Source organism: Bradyrhizobium huanghuaihaiense (assembly GCF_025200885.1).
Lineage (GTDB): Bacteria > Pseudomonadota > Alphaproteobacteria > Rhizobiales > Xanthobacteraceae > Bradyrhizobium > Bradyrhizobium huanghuaihaiense.
In genome coordinates, this window is record NZ_CP104172.1 from 680,545 (window position 1) to 695,581 (window position 15,037).

Sequence of the window (15,037 nt, forward strand, 5' to 3'; positions counted from 1 at the left end):
AAACTGAACTGAAGACTTCTCCTAAATCCTGCCCGAGATTTCATTCTCGGTCGGCAGCCGTCCGTCCGGCGTCAGATGATCGACCACCTGCGGCAGATACTGGCTGAGACCGGAGAGCAGCTCCTCGCGCGACAGGCCGCTCTGGGCGGACAGGCTCTGGATCTGGTCGGCACCGAGCGCATTGGCCAGATCGCCTGGCGCAATCGGCTTGTTCTCGCCCTTGCCAACCCAGGAATTCGCGGTCTCGCCCTGGCCGCCCTGCTGGAGCTGCTTGAGGAGATCGCCGAGCCCGCCGCTCAGCACGGTGCCGGCCGCGCCACCGGCGAGCAGGCCGCCGAGGCCGCCCTTGAGCAGATCGCTGAGGCCGCCGCTGTCGCCGGGAAGCGCGGCATTGCCGGTGTTGACTGGCGTCGGAGGCGGCAGCGGTGAGCGCTGCTGCGGGGCAGGCGCCGCGTCGGGCTGGCCCGCCGTCAGATGCTTGAAGGCCTTCCAGGCGATCAGGCCTAGCAGCGCCATGGTCATCGGCGACATGCCGCCGGAGGATTGCTCTGAGCTTGGCGTGCTCGGGCCGCGGGGGCCGTTCTGCATGCCGTTGAGGACATCGAGTAGACCCATGGTACTCTCCTTTGGCGTCTCGTTCGGCGAGCGCTCGCCGCTGACTGCCCCCCGGGGCGAAAACATATGGGGCTCTCATGACGGTTACAAGGCGGATGCGCCGCAACCAATGGGCAGGCGGCGCTGCCTCTGCTATCGAAGCGGGACGTTAAGGAGAACGAGGTGGTTGCGGATCGACCCATCGTGGTGGCCGGGGCGGGCGCCATCGGCTGTTTCGTCGGCGGCATGCTGGCAGCGGCCGGCCGCCGCGTCGCGCTCCTGGTGCGGCCGCGGGTGAAGACCGAGATCGAGCGGTTCGGCCTGCTTCTCACCGATTTCGACGGGGCCGAGAAGAAGCTCGGTGCCGGCCAGCTCGCGCTCTCGGAAGACCCTGCGATCTTCCACAGCGCCGGAGTTGTGCTTGTCACGGTGAAGAGCGCCGACACCGCCGATGTCGCGGACCAGATCGCGCAGCACGCGCCGCAGGATGCCGTGATCGTCTCGCTTCAGAACGGGATCGGCAATGTCGCGGTGCTGCGCGAGCGTCTCGGCGGCCGGCGCGTGCTGGCGGGCATGGTGCCGTTCAACGTGGTCGCGATGGGCGAGGGGCGCTTCCACCGCTCGAGCTCCGGTGACATCCATGTCGGAGAAGACGAGGCAAACACCGCCGGGGCGATTTCGGTGCCCGGCCTTAACGTGCGCGCGAGCGATGACATGACCGGCGTGCAATGGGGCAAGCTGATCATCAATCTGAACAACGCGCTCAGCGCGCTGTCCGACATGCCGCTCGCCGCGCAACTGGCGAGCCGCGACTGGCGAAGATTGTTTGCCGACCAGATGGCGGAGGGGCTGGCCGCGCTGCACGCCGCCGGCATCGCGCCGGTGTCGTCAACGCCGATCCCGATGAACTGGTCTCCGACATTGCTGCGGCTGCCCGACATGATCTTCAAAGCGATCCTCGGGCGGACCATGAAGATCGATCCCGAGGCGCGCTCCTCGATGTGGCAGGATCTGAAGCAGGGTCGCAAGACCGAGATCGACTATCTCCAGGGCGAGGTCATCGCGCTTGCCGAGCAGAACAATGTCGCCGTGCCGCTGATGCGCCGCATTGTTGCGCTGGTGAAGGAGGCGGAAGTTGCCGGCAACGGCCCGCCCGGGCTGTCGCCGCAGCAGATTCGCGGGACGGCCTGAGCGCAGGGAGGAACGCGATGAGGCGTTGTTTGATGATCGGGTTCGCGCTGACCGCGCTCTGCGGCGGATCGACGCTCGCCCTTGCGAGGCCGCCGACGGTCATGACCTCGCCCGGCTATGACAGGCGATTGCAGGAGAGCAGGTCGCAGTTGGGTGGTTCACCGGCGGCGACGGTGGATGCGCCAGTGACAAAGCCGAAGCGGACAAAGAAGAAGCACGCGAATTGAGGATGGGGCGGGAATCTCTATCCATTCGTCATTGCGAGCGCAGCGAAGCAATCCAGAATCCCTCCGCGGAAAGACTCTGGATTGCTTCGCTGCGCTCGCAATGACGGCTGTGGCTGGCTACCCCTTCTTCGCCGGCTTGCTCGGCGTCGGGCTGAACAGCTTCTTGAGGTCGTTCAAGCTTTCCGACAGCCGCGGCCATTCGCAGGAGAACGAGCCCTTGGTGCAGGCCGCGCCCTTCGGGCGCTGGCCGGCGGTCTGCTGCACCTTCGGCCGCTCGACCGGCACCGGCACGCGCTCGGCCTCGGTTCGCAGGGCGATCTGCTGAAGCTGCTGGACCTGTTGCTCCTGCTGCTCGCGCTGCTGGCGCGCGGTGGCCTGGGCCGCTTCATTGCTGCGGCGCTGATTGGCGAGGTAGGCGGTATAGGTTTCGTCGATCTTCCTCTGCTCCTCCGGAGTCGGGTTGGGGCCGGCGATGTCGAAGGTGCGGTCCTGGAGGAAGTCGTAATAGGTGTAGCCGCCACCCGGCTTGCGACGGCCGGCGAACTTGGCGTTGCAATCGGCGAGCGCGGCTGTCTTCTCGGCCTTGGTTGCGGCCTTCTCGGCGGCATCGGCGCATTCCTCGAAGTCGACGGGCGCGCGTTTCCACCATTGCGCCTGGGCATGCGACTGCGTCAGCAGAAAAAATCCTGCTGCGGCAACGAGAAGCGCCGCACGACGCGATGCAACGACAAGCGACATTTTACGAGGGCATTCCTTACACGACTCAACCCGAACCGAGTCGGGCCAGATTTTTGCCCCTTTATCGCCGGCTTGTCACCCATGGAACCCGGGAATTTCATGGCTGCGATGCTGACATTTTTTGCTTGACGTGGCGCGGGAGTCACAGCCGCGCGGCACGTGATGCGCTTAGACTTTTATCGATTTGAATCCGAGGGGGAATCTCCGTGATGAGAGCGCTGGCCCGACTTGCCGCACTCGCCCTGATGCTGACGTGCGGCCATGCCTTCGCAGCAGAGGATGCACCCAACCGCAAGCCGGTGAAGGCCATCGGCGATGCCAGGCTCTCGGTCGGCGGGCGGGGAATGCTGCCGCTTTACCTCTCGCGCGACTGGTCGATGCCGCTGCCGGCAGTCTCGCGCGCGGTCATCGTGCTGCATGGACGCCTACGAAATGCCGACGAATATTACATATCGGCCAACAACGCGCAGGCCGCAGCGGGCGACGACGGCAAGAGCGCGCTGATGATCGTTCCGCAATTCCTGGCGGAGATCGATATCGAGGCGCACAGGCTGCCCGCGGACACGCTGCGCTGGTCGCTCGAGGGCTGGGAGGGCGGCGATGCCGCGCTCGCGCCGAATCCGGTGTCGTCGTTCGAGGCGCTCGATGCGATCCTGGCAAAACTCTCGGACCGGCGCGTCTTTCCGAACCTGAAGCAGGTCGTGATCGCCGGGCATTCCGGCGGCGGGCAGGTGGTGCAGCGCTATGCGATCGCGGGCAAGGGCGAGGCGCCGCTGCTGCGCCAGCATATCGACATTCGCTACGTCGTCGCCAATCCCTCGTCCTATGCCTATTTCAGCGCTGAGCGGCCGCTGCCGAAGGTTGCCGCATCCTGTCCCGGCTACGACAATTGGAAATACGGTATGGGCGACCGTCCGCCCTATCTCGCGGACGCGACACCTGCGGCACTCGAGCAGCGCTATGTCGAGCGCGAGGTGATCTACCTGCTGGGCACGCTCGACACCAATCCAAAACAGTCCGCGCTCGATAAGAGCTGCATGGCGGAGGCGCAGGGGCCGACGCGCTACGCCCGCGGTCACGCCTATGCCGATGCGATGGCCAAGCGCGACCATGGCACGCCCAATCACCGGGTCTGGGATATCGCCGGCGTCGGCCATGACGGCGACAAGATGCTGACCTCGAAATGCGGGCTCGCGGCGCTGTTCGATAGTCCGGGCTGCGGCGCCGAGCGCTGATGTCTTGAAGGCGCAGCTGTCGCTGTTACACTTCGTCCCGCGAGTGCCTCACCCCGAGGTGCCGCCAAGAAGCCTGTTGCGCGACGAGCGCGCGGCGTGGATGAAGGAAGGGCGCGCCTTCCGGATTTTGCCGGCGAAGGCGCCGGCGCATGCTGAATAAGAAAATTCACGAAAGGACTCTTTGACATGACGATCACGATCGCCGCCAACAGCGTGCCGAAGCCGCCCGCCGAGATCATCGCGGGCTTTCGCGGTGCGCCGACCTCGGTCATCTCGGACAATCTCGCCCGGCTGCCCGGCGCGGTGGGGCTCAAGCCCTATCATCGCGGCGGCAAGCTGGTGGGGACGGCCTTCACCGTGCGCACCCGGCCCGGCGACAATCTCGCCATCCACCGCGCGCTGGATCTGGTCGGGCCCGGCGACGTCATCGTGGTCGATGGCGGCGGCGACGAGACGCGCGCGCTGGTCGGCGAGATCATGAAGAACATCGCGCAGTGGCGCAAAGCCGAAGGCTATGTGATCGACGGCGCGATCCGCGACGTCGCGGCCTTCGCGGCCGACGACTTCCCCTGCTACGCCCGCGCGGTGATCCATCGCGGTCCCTACAAGAACGGTCCCGGCGAGATCAATGTGCCTGTTACGATCGGCGGCACCGTGATCGCGCCCGGCGATATCGTCGTCGGCGACGAGGACGGCGTGGTGTCGTTTCCGGCCACTGGTGCCGCCGCGCTGCTCGAGGCCGTGCGTGCCCAGGTCGCGCGCGAGGAAGAGACCATGAAGGCGATCCGCGAGGGCCGCTACCAGGGCTCATACGGCAAAGCCTGACCAGCGAAGAACGAAGGGGAGAGCGGCGTGAGCCAGAAGGACGAATTCCACAATATCGACAATCCCGACGACGGGCTGTTCCGCGAGCTCGCCGCGGGGGTGACGACGCGCATCTTCTCCGGCGAGCAGGCAATGCTGTCGGTGGTGACGCTGGCTCCGCATGCGCAAGGTTCGCTGCATCATCATCCCGAGGAGCAATGGGGTGTGCTGCTCGACGGCTCCGCGATCCGGGTCCAGGGCGATGAGGAAATCCCGGTGAAGAAGGGCGACTTCTGGCGCACGCCCGGCAACGTGCCGCACACCATGCGCGCCGGCCCCGATGGCGCCCGTGTGCTGGACATTTTCAGTCCGCCTCGGCCAGAATACAGAAAACCGGGATCCGGTTTCGGCACGACCTGAGCGCTCAAAAGCAAAAAAGCAAAGCGCGAAAAACAAAAGGGAGGGGACCATGACGATCACACGACGGGCGCTGCTCGCCGCGCCCGCCATCCTCGCGATGGCACCGGCAAGCGCGCAAGCCTCGAAAATCACGCTGGTCGTGCCGTTCCCGCCGGGCGGCTCGACCGACGCGATGGCGCGGCTGCTTCAGAGCAACCTGCAGACAAAGCTCAACCGCATCGTCGTGGTCGAAAACAAGTCGGGCGCCGCCGGCGCGCTCGGCGCGGCGCAGGTCGCCAAGAGCCCGGCCGACGGCGCGACGTTCCTGGTGACGTTCGATTCCCACGCCGTGATCCCGTCCATCCTCGACAAGCCGCCGGTCGATGTTGAGCGCGAGCTGATGCCGGTGCTGCTGATCGGCACTGCGCCCTATGTGATCGCGGCCGGCGCCGGCCGTCCCTATAAGAGCTTTGCCGAGGTCGTCGCCGCCTGCAAGGCGACGCCCGGCGCGGTGAAATACGCCTCCGTCGGCATCGGCACGCTCGGCCATCTCGCCATGACCGTGCTCGGCAACAAGGCCGGCGTCGAGATCATGCATGTGCCCTATCGCGGCGGCGGCCCCGCGATGAACGACGTGCTCGGTGGGCATGTCGATCTGATCGCGGGATCGGCGGCGCTGGTCGCCGCCCAGCTCGGCACCAACATGCTGCGTCCGATCCTGCAGCTCGGCCGCGAGCGGCTGCAGGCGCTGCCGGACACGCCGACCGCGATCGAGGCCGGCTTTCCGGATTTCGAGACGCTGGCCTGGTGGGGCATTTTCGCGCCCGCGGGGACGCCGCCCGATATCGTCTCGGCCATGGCGACCGCGTCCAGGGAGATCCTGAGCGAGCCCGCCACTGCCACCCAGCTCAAGGAGACCCAGCACATGACGCTGCTGCTCCAGGACGGCCCCGCCTTCAAGACCTTCTTCGACAAGCAGGTCGCCTATTGGGGCAAGGTGGTGAAGGACAACAATATCAGGGCGTGAGACGCCTATTTCCGGGATTGTCATCCCGGGTCCAATGCGCTTGCGCGGGTTTGAGCGTCAGAGCATCTTGCCGACGATTTTCGTCATATCCGCTGCCGAAAACGCGCGCAGCGTTTCGGTGCGGACATTGCCGAGTGCGCTGAGACTAAGGCTGAGCGACATCGCGGCAGCCTCATCTGGAGCCTCGAGAACGGTCACAACGTCATATCGTCCCTGCGTCCAGACGATCTCTTTCACGGTCACTCCGAACGTTTTGGCCATCTCCTTGAAGGCTTCGGCCCGCTTCGGCGAGTCCTTGACGTTGCGGACTCCCTGATCAGTGAAGTTTCCCAGCACGACATAGGTTACCATGGTCGTCCTCCCTGGTCAGAACTTGAGGAAACCGCGCCGAGATTGCCACGTCGGCTGAGACAGCGCTACTTGCGCGTTGGAACGTCAGCAGATGCGACTTATTCGGTCAGGACAACGGCCGTGCGAAACTGAGCTCATGGCCGTCGGGGTCGGTGAGATGGAAGTAGCGCTCACCCCATTCGGCATCGCGCGGCGTGGTCGATGGCTGCCATCCGGCGGCGCGCGCCTGCGCGTAGGTCTCGTCGACATCGGCCACGTAGAAGATGACGCGGCCCCACCAGGACCAGCGCTTGTCGTCCGGCTGCGCAGTCAGGTTGAGATAGCCGCTGCCGGCGCGAAAGCTCGTGAATGCGGCGGCTTCGCCGCCATACAAGAGCTCGAACCCGAGCGAGCGGTAGAAATGCACGGCGAGCCCCATGTCATGCGTGCCGAGCGTGATGGCGCTGATGCTTTCGATCATGTGAGCTGCTCCGCCGAGAGGGGCCTGGAAGCGATTGTATAGCCGCCCCGTTCAGGTTGACGATGGTCTGGCCCGCCTGGCGGCTGGCGAACCGCATTCTGCTCTGCTATGACGGGATCGAACCCGCAACCTGCGGGTTCCGCGGTCCCGTAGCTCAGCCGGATAGAGCGACGGTTTCCTAAACCGTAGGTCGGAAGTTCGAGTCTTCCCGGGATCGCCATTTCCGAGCATTTGCGCGACGCCGCGAGCGTGCAGTGCCGGTATCCCTCCAGGCGCTTTTCTATCGTCACGTGTGCCGGCAACCGGCTAGAATATGGCGGGGTGCAGAGGGGCGTTGCATGGCGGATCTATGGTTCTACGCGGATGGCGGGCAGCGGCGCGGCCCAATGCCGATTTCGGAACTCGTTACGCTCCTCTTGCGTATCGCCGATCCCCGGCGTGTGCTGGTCCGGCGGCACGGCGTCGAGAATTGGACGCCGGCTGGGGAGGTGCACGAGATCGCACAGCAGCTTCTTCAATCGCCGCCGCCAGACCCGGCATCCCCGCCGGTTGAGGTCATTCGAGAGCCTGCCATTCCCGCAGAAGACGCTGCCGCGTTCAAGAACGTCCAGCCCGAACCGACCGGCATCAGCGGCTGGCTCGGGCTTTTGGCCTTCGGCCAGGTGATCGGTACCATGCGCCTGGTCGTCAGTATCGCGCAGTATGTGCAGTCGATCAGCGACGACGTCTGGGCGGTATTCTCAATAGAAATTTGGGGTGAAATAGCGCTGAACGGCGCGCTGATCTGCCTTGCAATCTGGACGACGGTGCTCCTGTTCATACAGTCACGCAGATTTCCAGCTTTCTTCATCGCGCAAATGATCTGTGCGCTGCTGATACCGGTGATCGATCGCGTGTGGATCGCGTCGATCTTTTCCGTTGCCCTCAATCGTCCGTTCACCGATTTCCTCGCGGTAGGTCCAGCAGAGGTTGGCCGAATGATTGTCGGCGTCATTAGCGCTGCGGTTTGGATACCGTACGTGCTGCGCTCCCGTAGGGTCGCCAATACGTTCACGGAGTAGGCCGTCATACATTCCGTCGGCCCGCAAGCCGGACAGGATGCCCGCTGATTTGCGCGGCTGGTGCGAAAATTGCTAACAGAAGCGGCCGGGCTGGAAGGGGCGCTTTCCAGCCCGGCCCATGCCTGTCCTTTGCTACATCCGGAGACCAGAATGCCTTTTGACTTGATCCTGCGCGGCGGAAGGGTCGTTGACCCCTCTCAGAAGCTCGATGCCGTGACGGATGTCGCATTTTCGGGCGGCAAGGTCGCCGCGATCGGCACTGGGCTCAAGGCGGATCCGGGCACGGATGTGCGCGACGTTTCGAAATACATCGTGACGCCGGGGCTGATCGATCTCCACACCCATGTCTATTGGGGCGGTACCTCGCTCGGCATCGATGCCGAGGAATTCTGCCGTCTCTCCGGCGTCACCACGGCGGTGGACACCGGCAGCGCCGGGCCCGGCAATTTTGCCGGCTTCCGCAAGCATGTGATCGAGCCGAGCCAGGTCCGCATCCTCGCTTACCTGCATGTCTCGCATGCCGGCATTTTCGGCTTCTCGCACCGGATCATGGTCGGCGAGAGCGAGGAGCTGCGGCTGATGAATCCGATCGAGGCGGCCAAGGTGGCCGATGCCAACCGCGACCTGATCGTCGGCATCAAGGTGCGCGTGGGCCTGCATTCTTCGGGCACTTCCGGGCTGGTGCCGCTCGACATCGCGCTCGAGGTCGCCAACGAGGTCGGCATGCCCCTGATGGCGCATATCGACCATCCGCCGCCGAGCTATGAGGAGGTGCTGGCCCGCCTGCGCCCCGGCGACGTGCTGACCCATGCGTTCCGTCCCTTCCCCAATACGCCGGCGACCGCGCAGGGCACGGTGAAGAAGGTGGTGCTGGAGGCGCGCGAGCGCGGCGTGCTGTTCGACATCGGCCACGGCAAGGGCTCGTTCGCGTTCAAGACCGCGCGCGCGATGCTCGCCAACGGCTTCTATCCCGACACCATCTCCTCCGACATCCACCAGCTCTGCATCGACGGCCCCGCCTTCGACCAGGTGACGACCATGTCGAAATTCCTCTGCATGGGCATGGAGCTGTCCGACGTGGTCGCGGCCTCGACGGTGAACGCGGCGATGGCGCTGCGCCGCCCCGAGCTCGGCAGCCTCAAGCCCGGCAGCGTCGGCGACGCCACGCTGATTTCGGTGAAGCAGGGCCAGTTCGATTATGAGGACGTTGTCGGCGAGCACCTGATCGGCGATCGCAAGATCGTCTCGGAGGGCGTCGTCATCGGCGGCCGCTGGTGGCATCCGAACTGACGCCGCACTAGTCCTGCTCGCGATAGAACTGCAGGAGCCGCGCGCCCGCTGGCGAGAGCCAGTCGGGCGCCCCAGTGATGTAGCCTTCGACACGGCTGCTGGTCCCGACCAGATAGGTGATGGGCATGCCGACGAGCGAGAACATCGCGGCCGATGCTTCGGCCGCCGCGCCGTAGGCATCGACATAGCAGGCAAGGTTCTGCACGGCGAGGCCGCTGAGAAACGAGCGGATTTTGCGCAGGTCTTTCGTATCCGTGCAGATCGCGACGATGTCGAGCCGCTCGGGCCGCGATCCCGCAAGGCTCGCGAGCATCGGCAAGTCGAGCTTGCAGGCCGCGCACCAGGTCGCCCAGAAGTTCACCAATGTGATGCGGCCCGGCTTTGCCGTCACGACCGCATCGCGGCCGTGCAGGTCCTGAAGCCTGAGCTGCGGCATCGATGCGCGCGGCCGCACCAGTGTGAACTGGCTGCGGCCCGCTTCGAACACCGGCGGCCAGCTGTCCTGCGCGCCGCTTGCGCGTGGGACGGCGAGAGAGGCTGCCGCAGCCAGCAGGATCGATCGCCGCGACAACGCCGTGCCGCTCGCACGAGGCTTCTTACGCATGGATATAGGCAAAACCCTTCAGTTGCAGATCGACGACGCGCCCGATCCCGAACGGCACGAGGCTCGCGCCCGGGATCAGCGGGATGGAGATCTGCTCCTTGGCTTCCGCGATCGCCTTTGACGAAGCGCACATGCTGTAGCTGAGATTGGGCACCGACTGCCGCAGCGTCGCGAGCGGTTCGACCAGCGGCGTCTTGTCGGCGCGAAAGACGTCGATGCCCTTGCCGTTGGCCACGACCTCGATCAGCAGCCGCGCGCCCCTGTCCGCAAAATGCTTGGAGAGGTTGGCCGAGTAGCTGATCGCGTGCCCCATGACATAGGGCTCGTTGTTGTCGATCAGAATGACGACGCCCTCAGTGAGGCGATCTTCCTTGGCGGCGGTGGGGCCGCCGGCCGTGAGGATCGCGGTGCCGGCGAGCAGGCCCCTGCGGGACCATCCGTTGGCGGAGATCATGGCGACGGCGCTCCTGCCGGTCAGAACTGCCGCGGCGCGATCGGGGCCTTGTTGTTGCGTCCCCACAGCACGAACAGGGCGAGTGCGAGCAGGACGACATTGAGCGGCGCCACCGCGGCCTCGCCGCGCGAGAGGTGGAAGAGAAGCGCAATCACCTGCAGCACCGAGCAGCCAAGCGCAGCGAGCACCGTCAGCCGCGGCAGGATCCGCGTCAGCGCCGGCAGCAGGATGCCGATGCCGCCGGCGAGATCGACCAGTGCGATGGATTGGACGAACGTCTCGGAATACTGGCCCGCCCACGGCATCATCGCGGCCAGTTGGGGAATCGGCGTCGTCAGCTTCACGAACCCCGCCGCGATGAAGACGAAGGCGAGGACGACCTGCGCAGCCCAGAGGCCGATGCGAAGGGCGCGGCCGGGGGCGACGGTCTCAAGAGTGGTGGTGGACATGCTGGTTCTCCGGAATGTGAGGGTCGCCACCATTTGATGGTTTCTCCATTTTTGATCATTATATGTTCCGGGATAGGTTCATTTCCTGGATGTTGATAATCTGATGGATACGCTGGTCAGCATGAGGGTGTTTTGCCTGGTCGCGGAGCTGAAGAGCTTTGCCACCGCGGCGCAGCGCCTGCGCATCTCCCCCGCCATGGCGAGCAAGCATGTGATGCAGCTCGAGAAGCGGCTGGGCACGCGGCTGCTCAACCGGACCAGCCGTCGCGTCAGCCTGAGCGAGAGCGGCGCGCTCTATTTCGAGCAGGCGCGGCAGATGCTGGACTCACTCGACGAGGTCGAAGCCGCCGTCAGCAACGCGACCGTCGTTCCGCGCGGCACGCTGCGGCTGACCGCGCCGGTGTGGATGGCGAATGCGATCTTCGCGGGCGTGCTGGCGGACTATCAGGCCCGCTATCCCGAGGTGCGCCTCGACGTCGATCTCAGCGGGCGCCTCGTCAATCTGGTCGAGGAGGGTTTTGATCTCGCCCTGCGCGCAACGACCGCGCCGGAGGAGGCGCTGATCGCGCGCCCCATCACCAGCGTCCCGTTCCACCTGGTGGCCACACCCGCCTTCCTCAAACGCGCGGGCCGCCCGAAGGCTTTTGCCGATCTCTCCGGCCAGCCCCTGTTGCACTACGCGCTTTATCCGGGCGAGAGCTTCTCGCTGAACACGAACGGCACGGTCGAGACCGTCAAGCTCAACCCGGTCTTGCGCAGCGGCAACGAGACGCTGCTGCACTTGGCCGCGCTGGAAGGCATGGGCTTCGCCTTCCTGCCGAAATGGCTGGTCACCGACGACATCGCCGCCGGACGTCTCCTCCACATCCTGCCCGACGTGGTCATCTTCGAGGGCCGCCTGCTCGCGGTCTATCCGAGCCGCAAATATCTCTCCGCGAAGGTGCGGACCTTCATCGACTTCGTCGCCGCCGACAAGCGGATGAGGTAGCGCCTTACGGCACCGCGAGATCAGCGGCGTAGGAGCTTTCAGTCGCGTCCGGCCTCCATGATCGCCTTGGCGAGGCGTGCCGGATCGGAGAAGCACAGCTCGTGGCTTCCCGGCACCTGCACCAGGCGAAACAGGCCGAGCTTCTCCGAGAGACGCGGATGCCAGCCATAGCTGTGCGGCAGCGCGGTGTCCTCGGTGCAGTTGATGTAGGATTTCGCCAGCGGCATCTCGGCCGGATTGCTCTTCAGCGCAATCTTGTCGCTGAAGGTCGCGAGCGGATGCGGATTGAGAACGTCATAGGCCTTCTGCGCCAGCTCGATATCGGCATCGTTGATGAAGGCTTCGCGCCAGACCGGGAATGGCAGCACCACGGAGCCGTCGCCGCGTTCGGCCGCGATCGCGTCGAACAGCCCGACATAGTGCGGCGGCACCATGTCGTTGAGGCACTCGCCGTTGTTGGGCACGAAGGCGTTCCAGTAGACGAGGCGGCGGATACGCTCGGGCGCGAGGTCGGCGACACCGGTGATGACCATGCCGCCATAGGAATGGCCGAGCAGGATGACGTCCGTGAGATTGTTCTCGGCGAGGTAGTCGGCGATCGACTCGATCGCTTCCTTCAGCCCGGTCGTCTTGGCGTCCCCCGGGCGATTGCCCTTGATCGTCGGCGTGTGGACCTGATGGCCATGGGCGCGGATCGGGGCTGCCACGGGCTCGAACTCTGCACCGGTGTGCCAGGCGCCGTGAACGAGAACGTAGGTCGACATGTTGTGGCTCCTCCCGCGGGTGTGGTTAGATCGGCGCAGCGTCGCCGCGCGGCAAATGTGGACCGGCGACGGATTTGTTGCTTGGCTGGAAGTGAACCGGATTGGTCTCGGAGTGAACCGATGCAGCAGATCCCCGTTCCGTCACGCCAATCGGCCTGGAATACCGCGGGCGTGCGGCCGAACGAGCAATTCGCCTATTACCGAGAGGCGATCTGCCAGGCGTTCATGAACCTGACGCCGGAGCCCGCGGCCGCGGCCGGCTTTCCCGCCAGCGTCGAGCACGTTCGGCTCGGCGATGCCGCGATCAACCGCGTCAGCTTTCCAGAGCATGTGGTCCGCCGCTCCGCCGCCGACATCGCGGCGTCCGACCGCAGCTGCTTCTACCTCAACCTGAAGCTGGCCGGGCGCTGCCGCATCCAGCAGGACGGCCATGAGGTCAGCCTCTCGCCCGGGCAGGTCGGAATCTTCGACAGCGACCGGCAATTCGCCCTCCTGCACGATCGCGGTCCGCAATTGCAGGTCGCCTCGTTCTGGGTGCCGGCAGGCGCGCTGCGCGAGCGGTTGCCGGCGTCGTTCGACATCACCGCTTGCCGCGTCTCAGACGATCCCTTCGTCGGCCACCTCATCGTGGAGACGGCGCGTGCGCTGAGCGACGGCGCGCTGCGCATGACCGAGGAGGAGGGCGTGCGGCTGTTTCGGGCGCTGATCGAGCTGGTTGCCGTCAGCCTGTCGCGGCGCAGCCGGGCAGGTGCCGCGGAATCGGAGAGCCTCGCTGAGACGACCACGCTGGCGTTGAAACGCGCCATTCACCGGCGGCTCCGCGAGCCCGGCCTTGCGGTTGCCGATGTCGCGGGTGCCGTGGGCATCAGCGAGCGCTACGTCCATAAACTGCTGGCCAGATCTGGCTCCAGCTTCACCGAATACGTCATCGAGCGTCGGCTCGACGGTGCGGCCAGGAATCTCAGGGATCCCGCAATGGCAGATCGGGCGATCGGCGCCATCGCGTTCGACTGGGGTTTTTCGGACCTCTCCCACTTCACGCGGCGCTTCAAGCAGCGTTTTGGTTGCCGGCCGCGGGACTGGCGTACGCGGTGAAACGGGCATGTCGTCCCGGCCCCCGTGCGCAATTGCGCACTAGGCCGGGACGACAGCTAATCTTATGGAGGCCGTGTTGCCTCAAGCGTCTTTTGCCGGAAGCAAGAGCGCAGCTACAACGACCTTGCGATCAGCAACTTCATGATCTCGTTGGTGCCGCCATAGATCTTCTGGATGCGGGAATCGATGAAGATGCGCGAGATCGGGTATTCCTGCATGTAGCCGTAGCCGCCGAACAGCTGGAGGCACTCGTCGGCGGTCTGGACCTGCTTGTCCGAGCACCAGTATTTCGCCATCGACGCCGTCACGGTGTCGAGGTCCTTTGCGACCAGGCGCTCGATGCACCAGTCGACGAAGACGCGGGCGATCATCGCCTCGGTCTTGCGCTCGGCGAGGGTGAAGGCGGTGTTCTGGAAATCCATCAGCGGCTTGCCGAACGCTTTCCGCTCCTTGGTGTAATCGACGGTGAGCTTGACCGCGCGCTCCATCGCGGCGACGGCGCCGACCGCGAGCGCAAGGCGCTCCTGCGGCAATTGCTGCATCAGCTGGACAAAGCCCTGGCCTTCCTCCTTGCCGAGCAGGTTTTCCGGCGGCACCGTGACGTTGTCGAAGAACAGTTCCGACGTGTCGGAGGCGTGCAGCCCGATCTTGTCGAGGTTGCGCCCGCGCTTGTAGCCGTCCGCGCCCTCGGTCTCGACCGCGATCAGCGAGATGCCCTTGGCGCCGGCCTCGCCGGTGCGCGCGACCACGATGACGAGATCGGCGGCCTGGCCGTTGGTGATGAACGTCTTCTGGCCGTTGATGACGTAGGAATTGCCCTGCTTCTTCGCGGTGGTCTTGACGGCCTGGAGGTCCGAGCCGGTGCCGGGCTCGGTCATGGCGATGGCGCCGACCATCTCTCCGCTCGCCATCTTCGGCAGCCAGCGCTTCTTCTGCTCCTCCGAGCCGTAATTGAGGATGTAGTGGGCGACGATGGCGCTGTGCACGGAGACGCCTGTCGTCAACTCCGGCACGGTGCTTTCGAGATCGTCGAGCACCGCGGCGTCATAGGCGAAGGTGGCACCCAGGCCGCCATATTCCTCCGGCACGCTCGCCAGCAGCGCGCCCATCTCGCCGAGGCCGCGCCAGGCGAAGCGGTCGACCATCTTCTGCTCGCGCCATTTTTCCGCATGCGGGGCCAGGTCCTTGGCGAGATATTTCCGGAACTGGTCGCGGAAGACGTCGAGCTCTTCGGTCATCCAGGAGGAGCGGTAGGACATGGTTACCTCAGTTGATGCGCAGTTCCGGCTTGGTAAGCCAGGCCGCG

The 15,037-nt window shown here is 65.3% G+C and carries 19 protein-coding genes and 1 tRNA gene; 11 read left to right on the plus strand and 9 right to left on the minus strand.

Annotation, left to right across the window (positions count from 1 at the left end; translation table 11 throughout):
- Positions 1–21: 21 nt before the first annotated feature.
- Complete coding sequence (locus tag N2603_RS03160) at positions 22–615, minus strand: YidB family protein (RefSeq protein ID WP_260387656.1); 594 nt, start codon at positions 613–615, stop codon at positions 22–24.
- A 162-nt stretch (positions 616–777) separates the two neighbouring features.
- Here N2603_RS03160 and N2603_RS03165 point away from each other — a divergent pair, with 162 nt between their 5' ends.
- Positions 778–1,785: a 2-dehydropantoate 2-reductase gene (locus tag N2603_RS03165; RefSeq protein ID WP_260387657.1), complete on the plus strand. Its 1,008-nt coding sequence runs from the start codon at positions 778–780 to the stop codon at positions 1,783–1,785.
- 17 nt (positions 1,786–1,802) lie between these two features.
- A complete protein-coding gene (locus N2603_RS03170; protein WP_260387658.1) occupies positions 1,803–2,012 on the plus strand; it encodes a hypothetical protein in 210 nt (69 codons plus the stop codon).
- Positions 2,013–2,129: 117 nt separating this feature from the next.
- Here N2603_RS03170 and N2603_RS03175 read toward each other — a convergent pair whose 3' ends face one another.
- Positions 2,130–2,750, minus strand: a complete 621-nt coding sequence (locus N2603_RS03175; protein ID WP_018644130.1) for a hypothetical protein — start codon at positions 2,748–2,750, stop codon at positions 2,130–2,132.
- Positions 2,751–2,959: 209 nt separating this feature from the next.
- Here N2603_RS03175 and N2603_RS03180 point away from each other — a divergent pair, with 209 nt between their 5' ends.
- From N2603_RS03180 to N2603_RS03195, 4 genes are all read left to right on the plus strand, one after another.
- Positions 2,960–3,985, plus strand: a complete 1,026-nt coding sequence (locus N2603_RS03180) for an alpha/beta hydrolase (RefSeq protein ID WP_260387659.1) — start codon at positions 2,960–2,962, stop codon at positions 3,983–3,985.
- Positions 3,986–4,171: 186 nt separating this feature from the next.
- A complete protein-coding gene (locus N2603_RS03185) occupies positions 4,172–4,810 on the plus strand; it encodes an RraA family protein (RefSeq protein WP_260387660.1) in 639 nt (212 codons plus the stop codon).
- 27 nt (positions 4,811–4,837) lie between these two features.
- Positions 4,838–5,209, plus strand: coding sequence for a dimethylsulfonioproprionate lyase family protein (locus N2603_RS03190; RefSeq protein ID WP_260387661.1), 372 nt, complete (start codon positions 4,838–4,840; stop codon positions 5,207–5,209).
- A gap of 49 nt (positions 5,210–5,258) precedes the next feature.
- Positions 5,259–6,215 (plus strand): tripartite tricarboxylate transporter substrate-binding protein, encoded by a 957-nt coding sequence (locus N2603_RS03195; protein ID WP_260387662.1) that lies wholly within the window; start codon positions 5,259–5,261, stop codon positions 6,213–6,215.
- A 57-nt stretch (positions 6,216–6,272) separates the two neighbouring features.
- Here N2603_RS03195 and N2603_RS03200 read toward each other — a convergent pair whose 3' ends face one another.
- Positions 6,273–6,566 (minus strand): GYD domain-containing protein, encoded by a 294-nt coding sequence (locus N2603_RS03200; RefSeq protein WP_014490344.1) that lies wholly within the window; start codon positions 6,564–6,566, stop codon positions 6,273–6,275.
- Between the two features lie 106 nt (positions 6,567–6,672).
- Positions 6,673–7,026, minus strand: coding sequence for a VOC family protein (locus N2603_RS03205; protein WP_260387663.1), 354 nt, complete (start codon positions 7,024–7,026; stop codon positions 6,673–6,675).
- 143 nt (positions 7,027–7,169) lie between these two features.
- Between N2603_RS03205 and N2603_RS03210 the strand changes: the two genes are divergently transcribed.
- The 3 genes from N2603_RS03210 (at position 7,170) to N2603_RS03220 (ending at position 9,377) form a co-directional block, all read left to right on the plus strand.
- Positions 7,170–7,246, plus strand: a tRNA-Arg gene (locus N2603_RS03210).
- 118 nt (positions 7,247–7,364) lie between these two features.
- Complete coding sequence (locus tag N2603_RS03215) at positions 7,365–8,087, plus strand: DUF2569 family protein (RefSeq protein ID WP_260387664.1); 723 nt, start codon at positions 7,365–7,367, stop codon at positions 8,085–8,087.
- A gap of 150 nt (positions 8,088–8,237) precedes the next feature.
- Positions 8,238–9,377, plus strand: a complete 1,140-nt coding sequence (locus N2603_RS03220; RefSeq protein WP_018644123.1) for an amidohydrolase/deacetylase family metallohydrolase — start codon at positions 8,238–8,240, stop codon at positions 9,375–9,377.
- Positions 9,378–9,384: 7 nt separating this feature from the next.
- On the opposite strand, the gene N2603_RS03225 is transcribed toward N2603_RS03220, so the two are convergent.
- From N2603_RS03225 to N2603_RS03235, 3 genes are read right to left on the minus strand one after another with little or no spacing between them, the layout of a single operon-like run.
- Positions 9,385–9,981: a TlpA family protein disulfide reductase gene (locus N2603_RS03225; RefSeq protein WP_260387665.1), complete on the minus strand. Its 597-nt coding sequence runs from the start codon at positions 9,979–9,981 to the stop codon at positions 9,385–9,387.
- A complete protein-coding gene (locus N2603_RS03230; protein WP_260387666.1) occupies positions 9,974–10,435 on the minus strand; it encodes a DsrE family protein in 462 nt (153 codons plus the stop codon). Before N2603_RS03230 ends, N2603_RS03225 begins: the two co-directional genes overlap by 8 nt.
- Positions 10,436–10,455: 20 nt before the next feature.
- Entirely contained in the window at positions 10,456–10,884 is a 429-nt protein-coding gene (locus tag N2603_RS03235; RefSeq protein WP_260387667.1) for a DoxX family protein, read from the minus strand.
- Positions 10,885–10,987: 103 nt separating this feature from the next.
- Between N2603_RS03235 and N2603_RS03240 the strand changes: the two genes are divergently transcribed.
- The gene (locus tag N2603_RS03240; RefSeq protein WP_260387668.1) at positions 10,988–11,872 is read left to right on the plus strand and encodes a LysR family transcriptional regulator; all 885 of its coding nucleotides are present in this window, start codon (positions 10,988–10,990) and stop codon (positions 11,870–11,872) included.
- A 38-nt stretch (positions 11,873–11,910) separates the two neighbouring features.
- On the opposite strand, the gene N2603_RS03245 is transcribed toward N2603_RS03240, so the two are convergent.
- The gene (locus tag N2603_RS03245) at positions 11,911–12,636 is read right to left on the minus strand and encodes an alpha/beta hydrolase (RefSeq protein ID WP_260387669.1); all 726 of its coding nucleotides are present in this window, start codon (positions 12,634–12,636) and stop codon (positions 11,911–11,913) included.
- Between the two features lie 120 nt (positions 12,637–12,756).
- On the opposite strand from N2603_RS03245, the gene N2603_RS03250 reads away from it, so the two are divergent.
- On the plus strand, positions 12,757–13,731 hold the full coding sequence (locus N2603_RS03250; RefSeq protein WP_260387670.1) for a helix-turn-helix domain-containing protein: 975 nt from the start codon (positions 12,757–12,759) through the stop codon (positions 13,729–13,731).
- Positions 13,732–13,844: 113 nt separating this feature from the next.
- On the opposite strand, the gene N2603_RS03255 is transcribed toward N2603_RS03250, so the two are convergent.
- A complete protein-coding gene (locus tag N2603_RS03255) occupies positions 13,845–14,990 on the minus strand; it encodes an acyl-CoA dehydrogenase family protein (protein ID WP_018644116.1) in 1,146 nt (381 codons plus the stop codon).
- Positions 14,991–15,037: the final 47 nt, after the last annotated feature.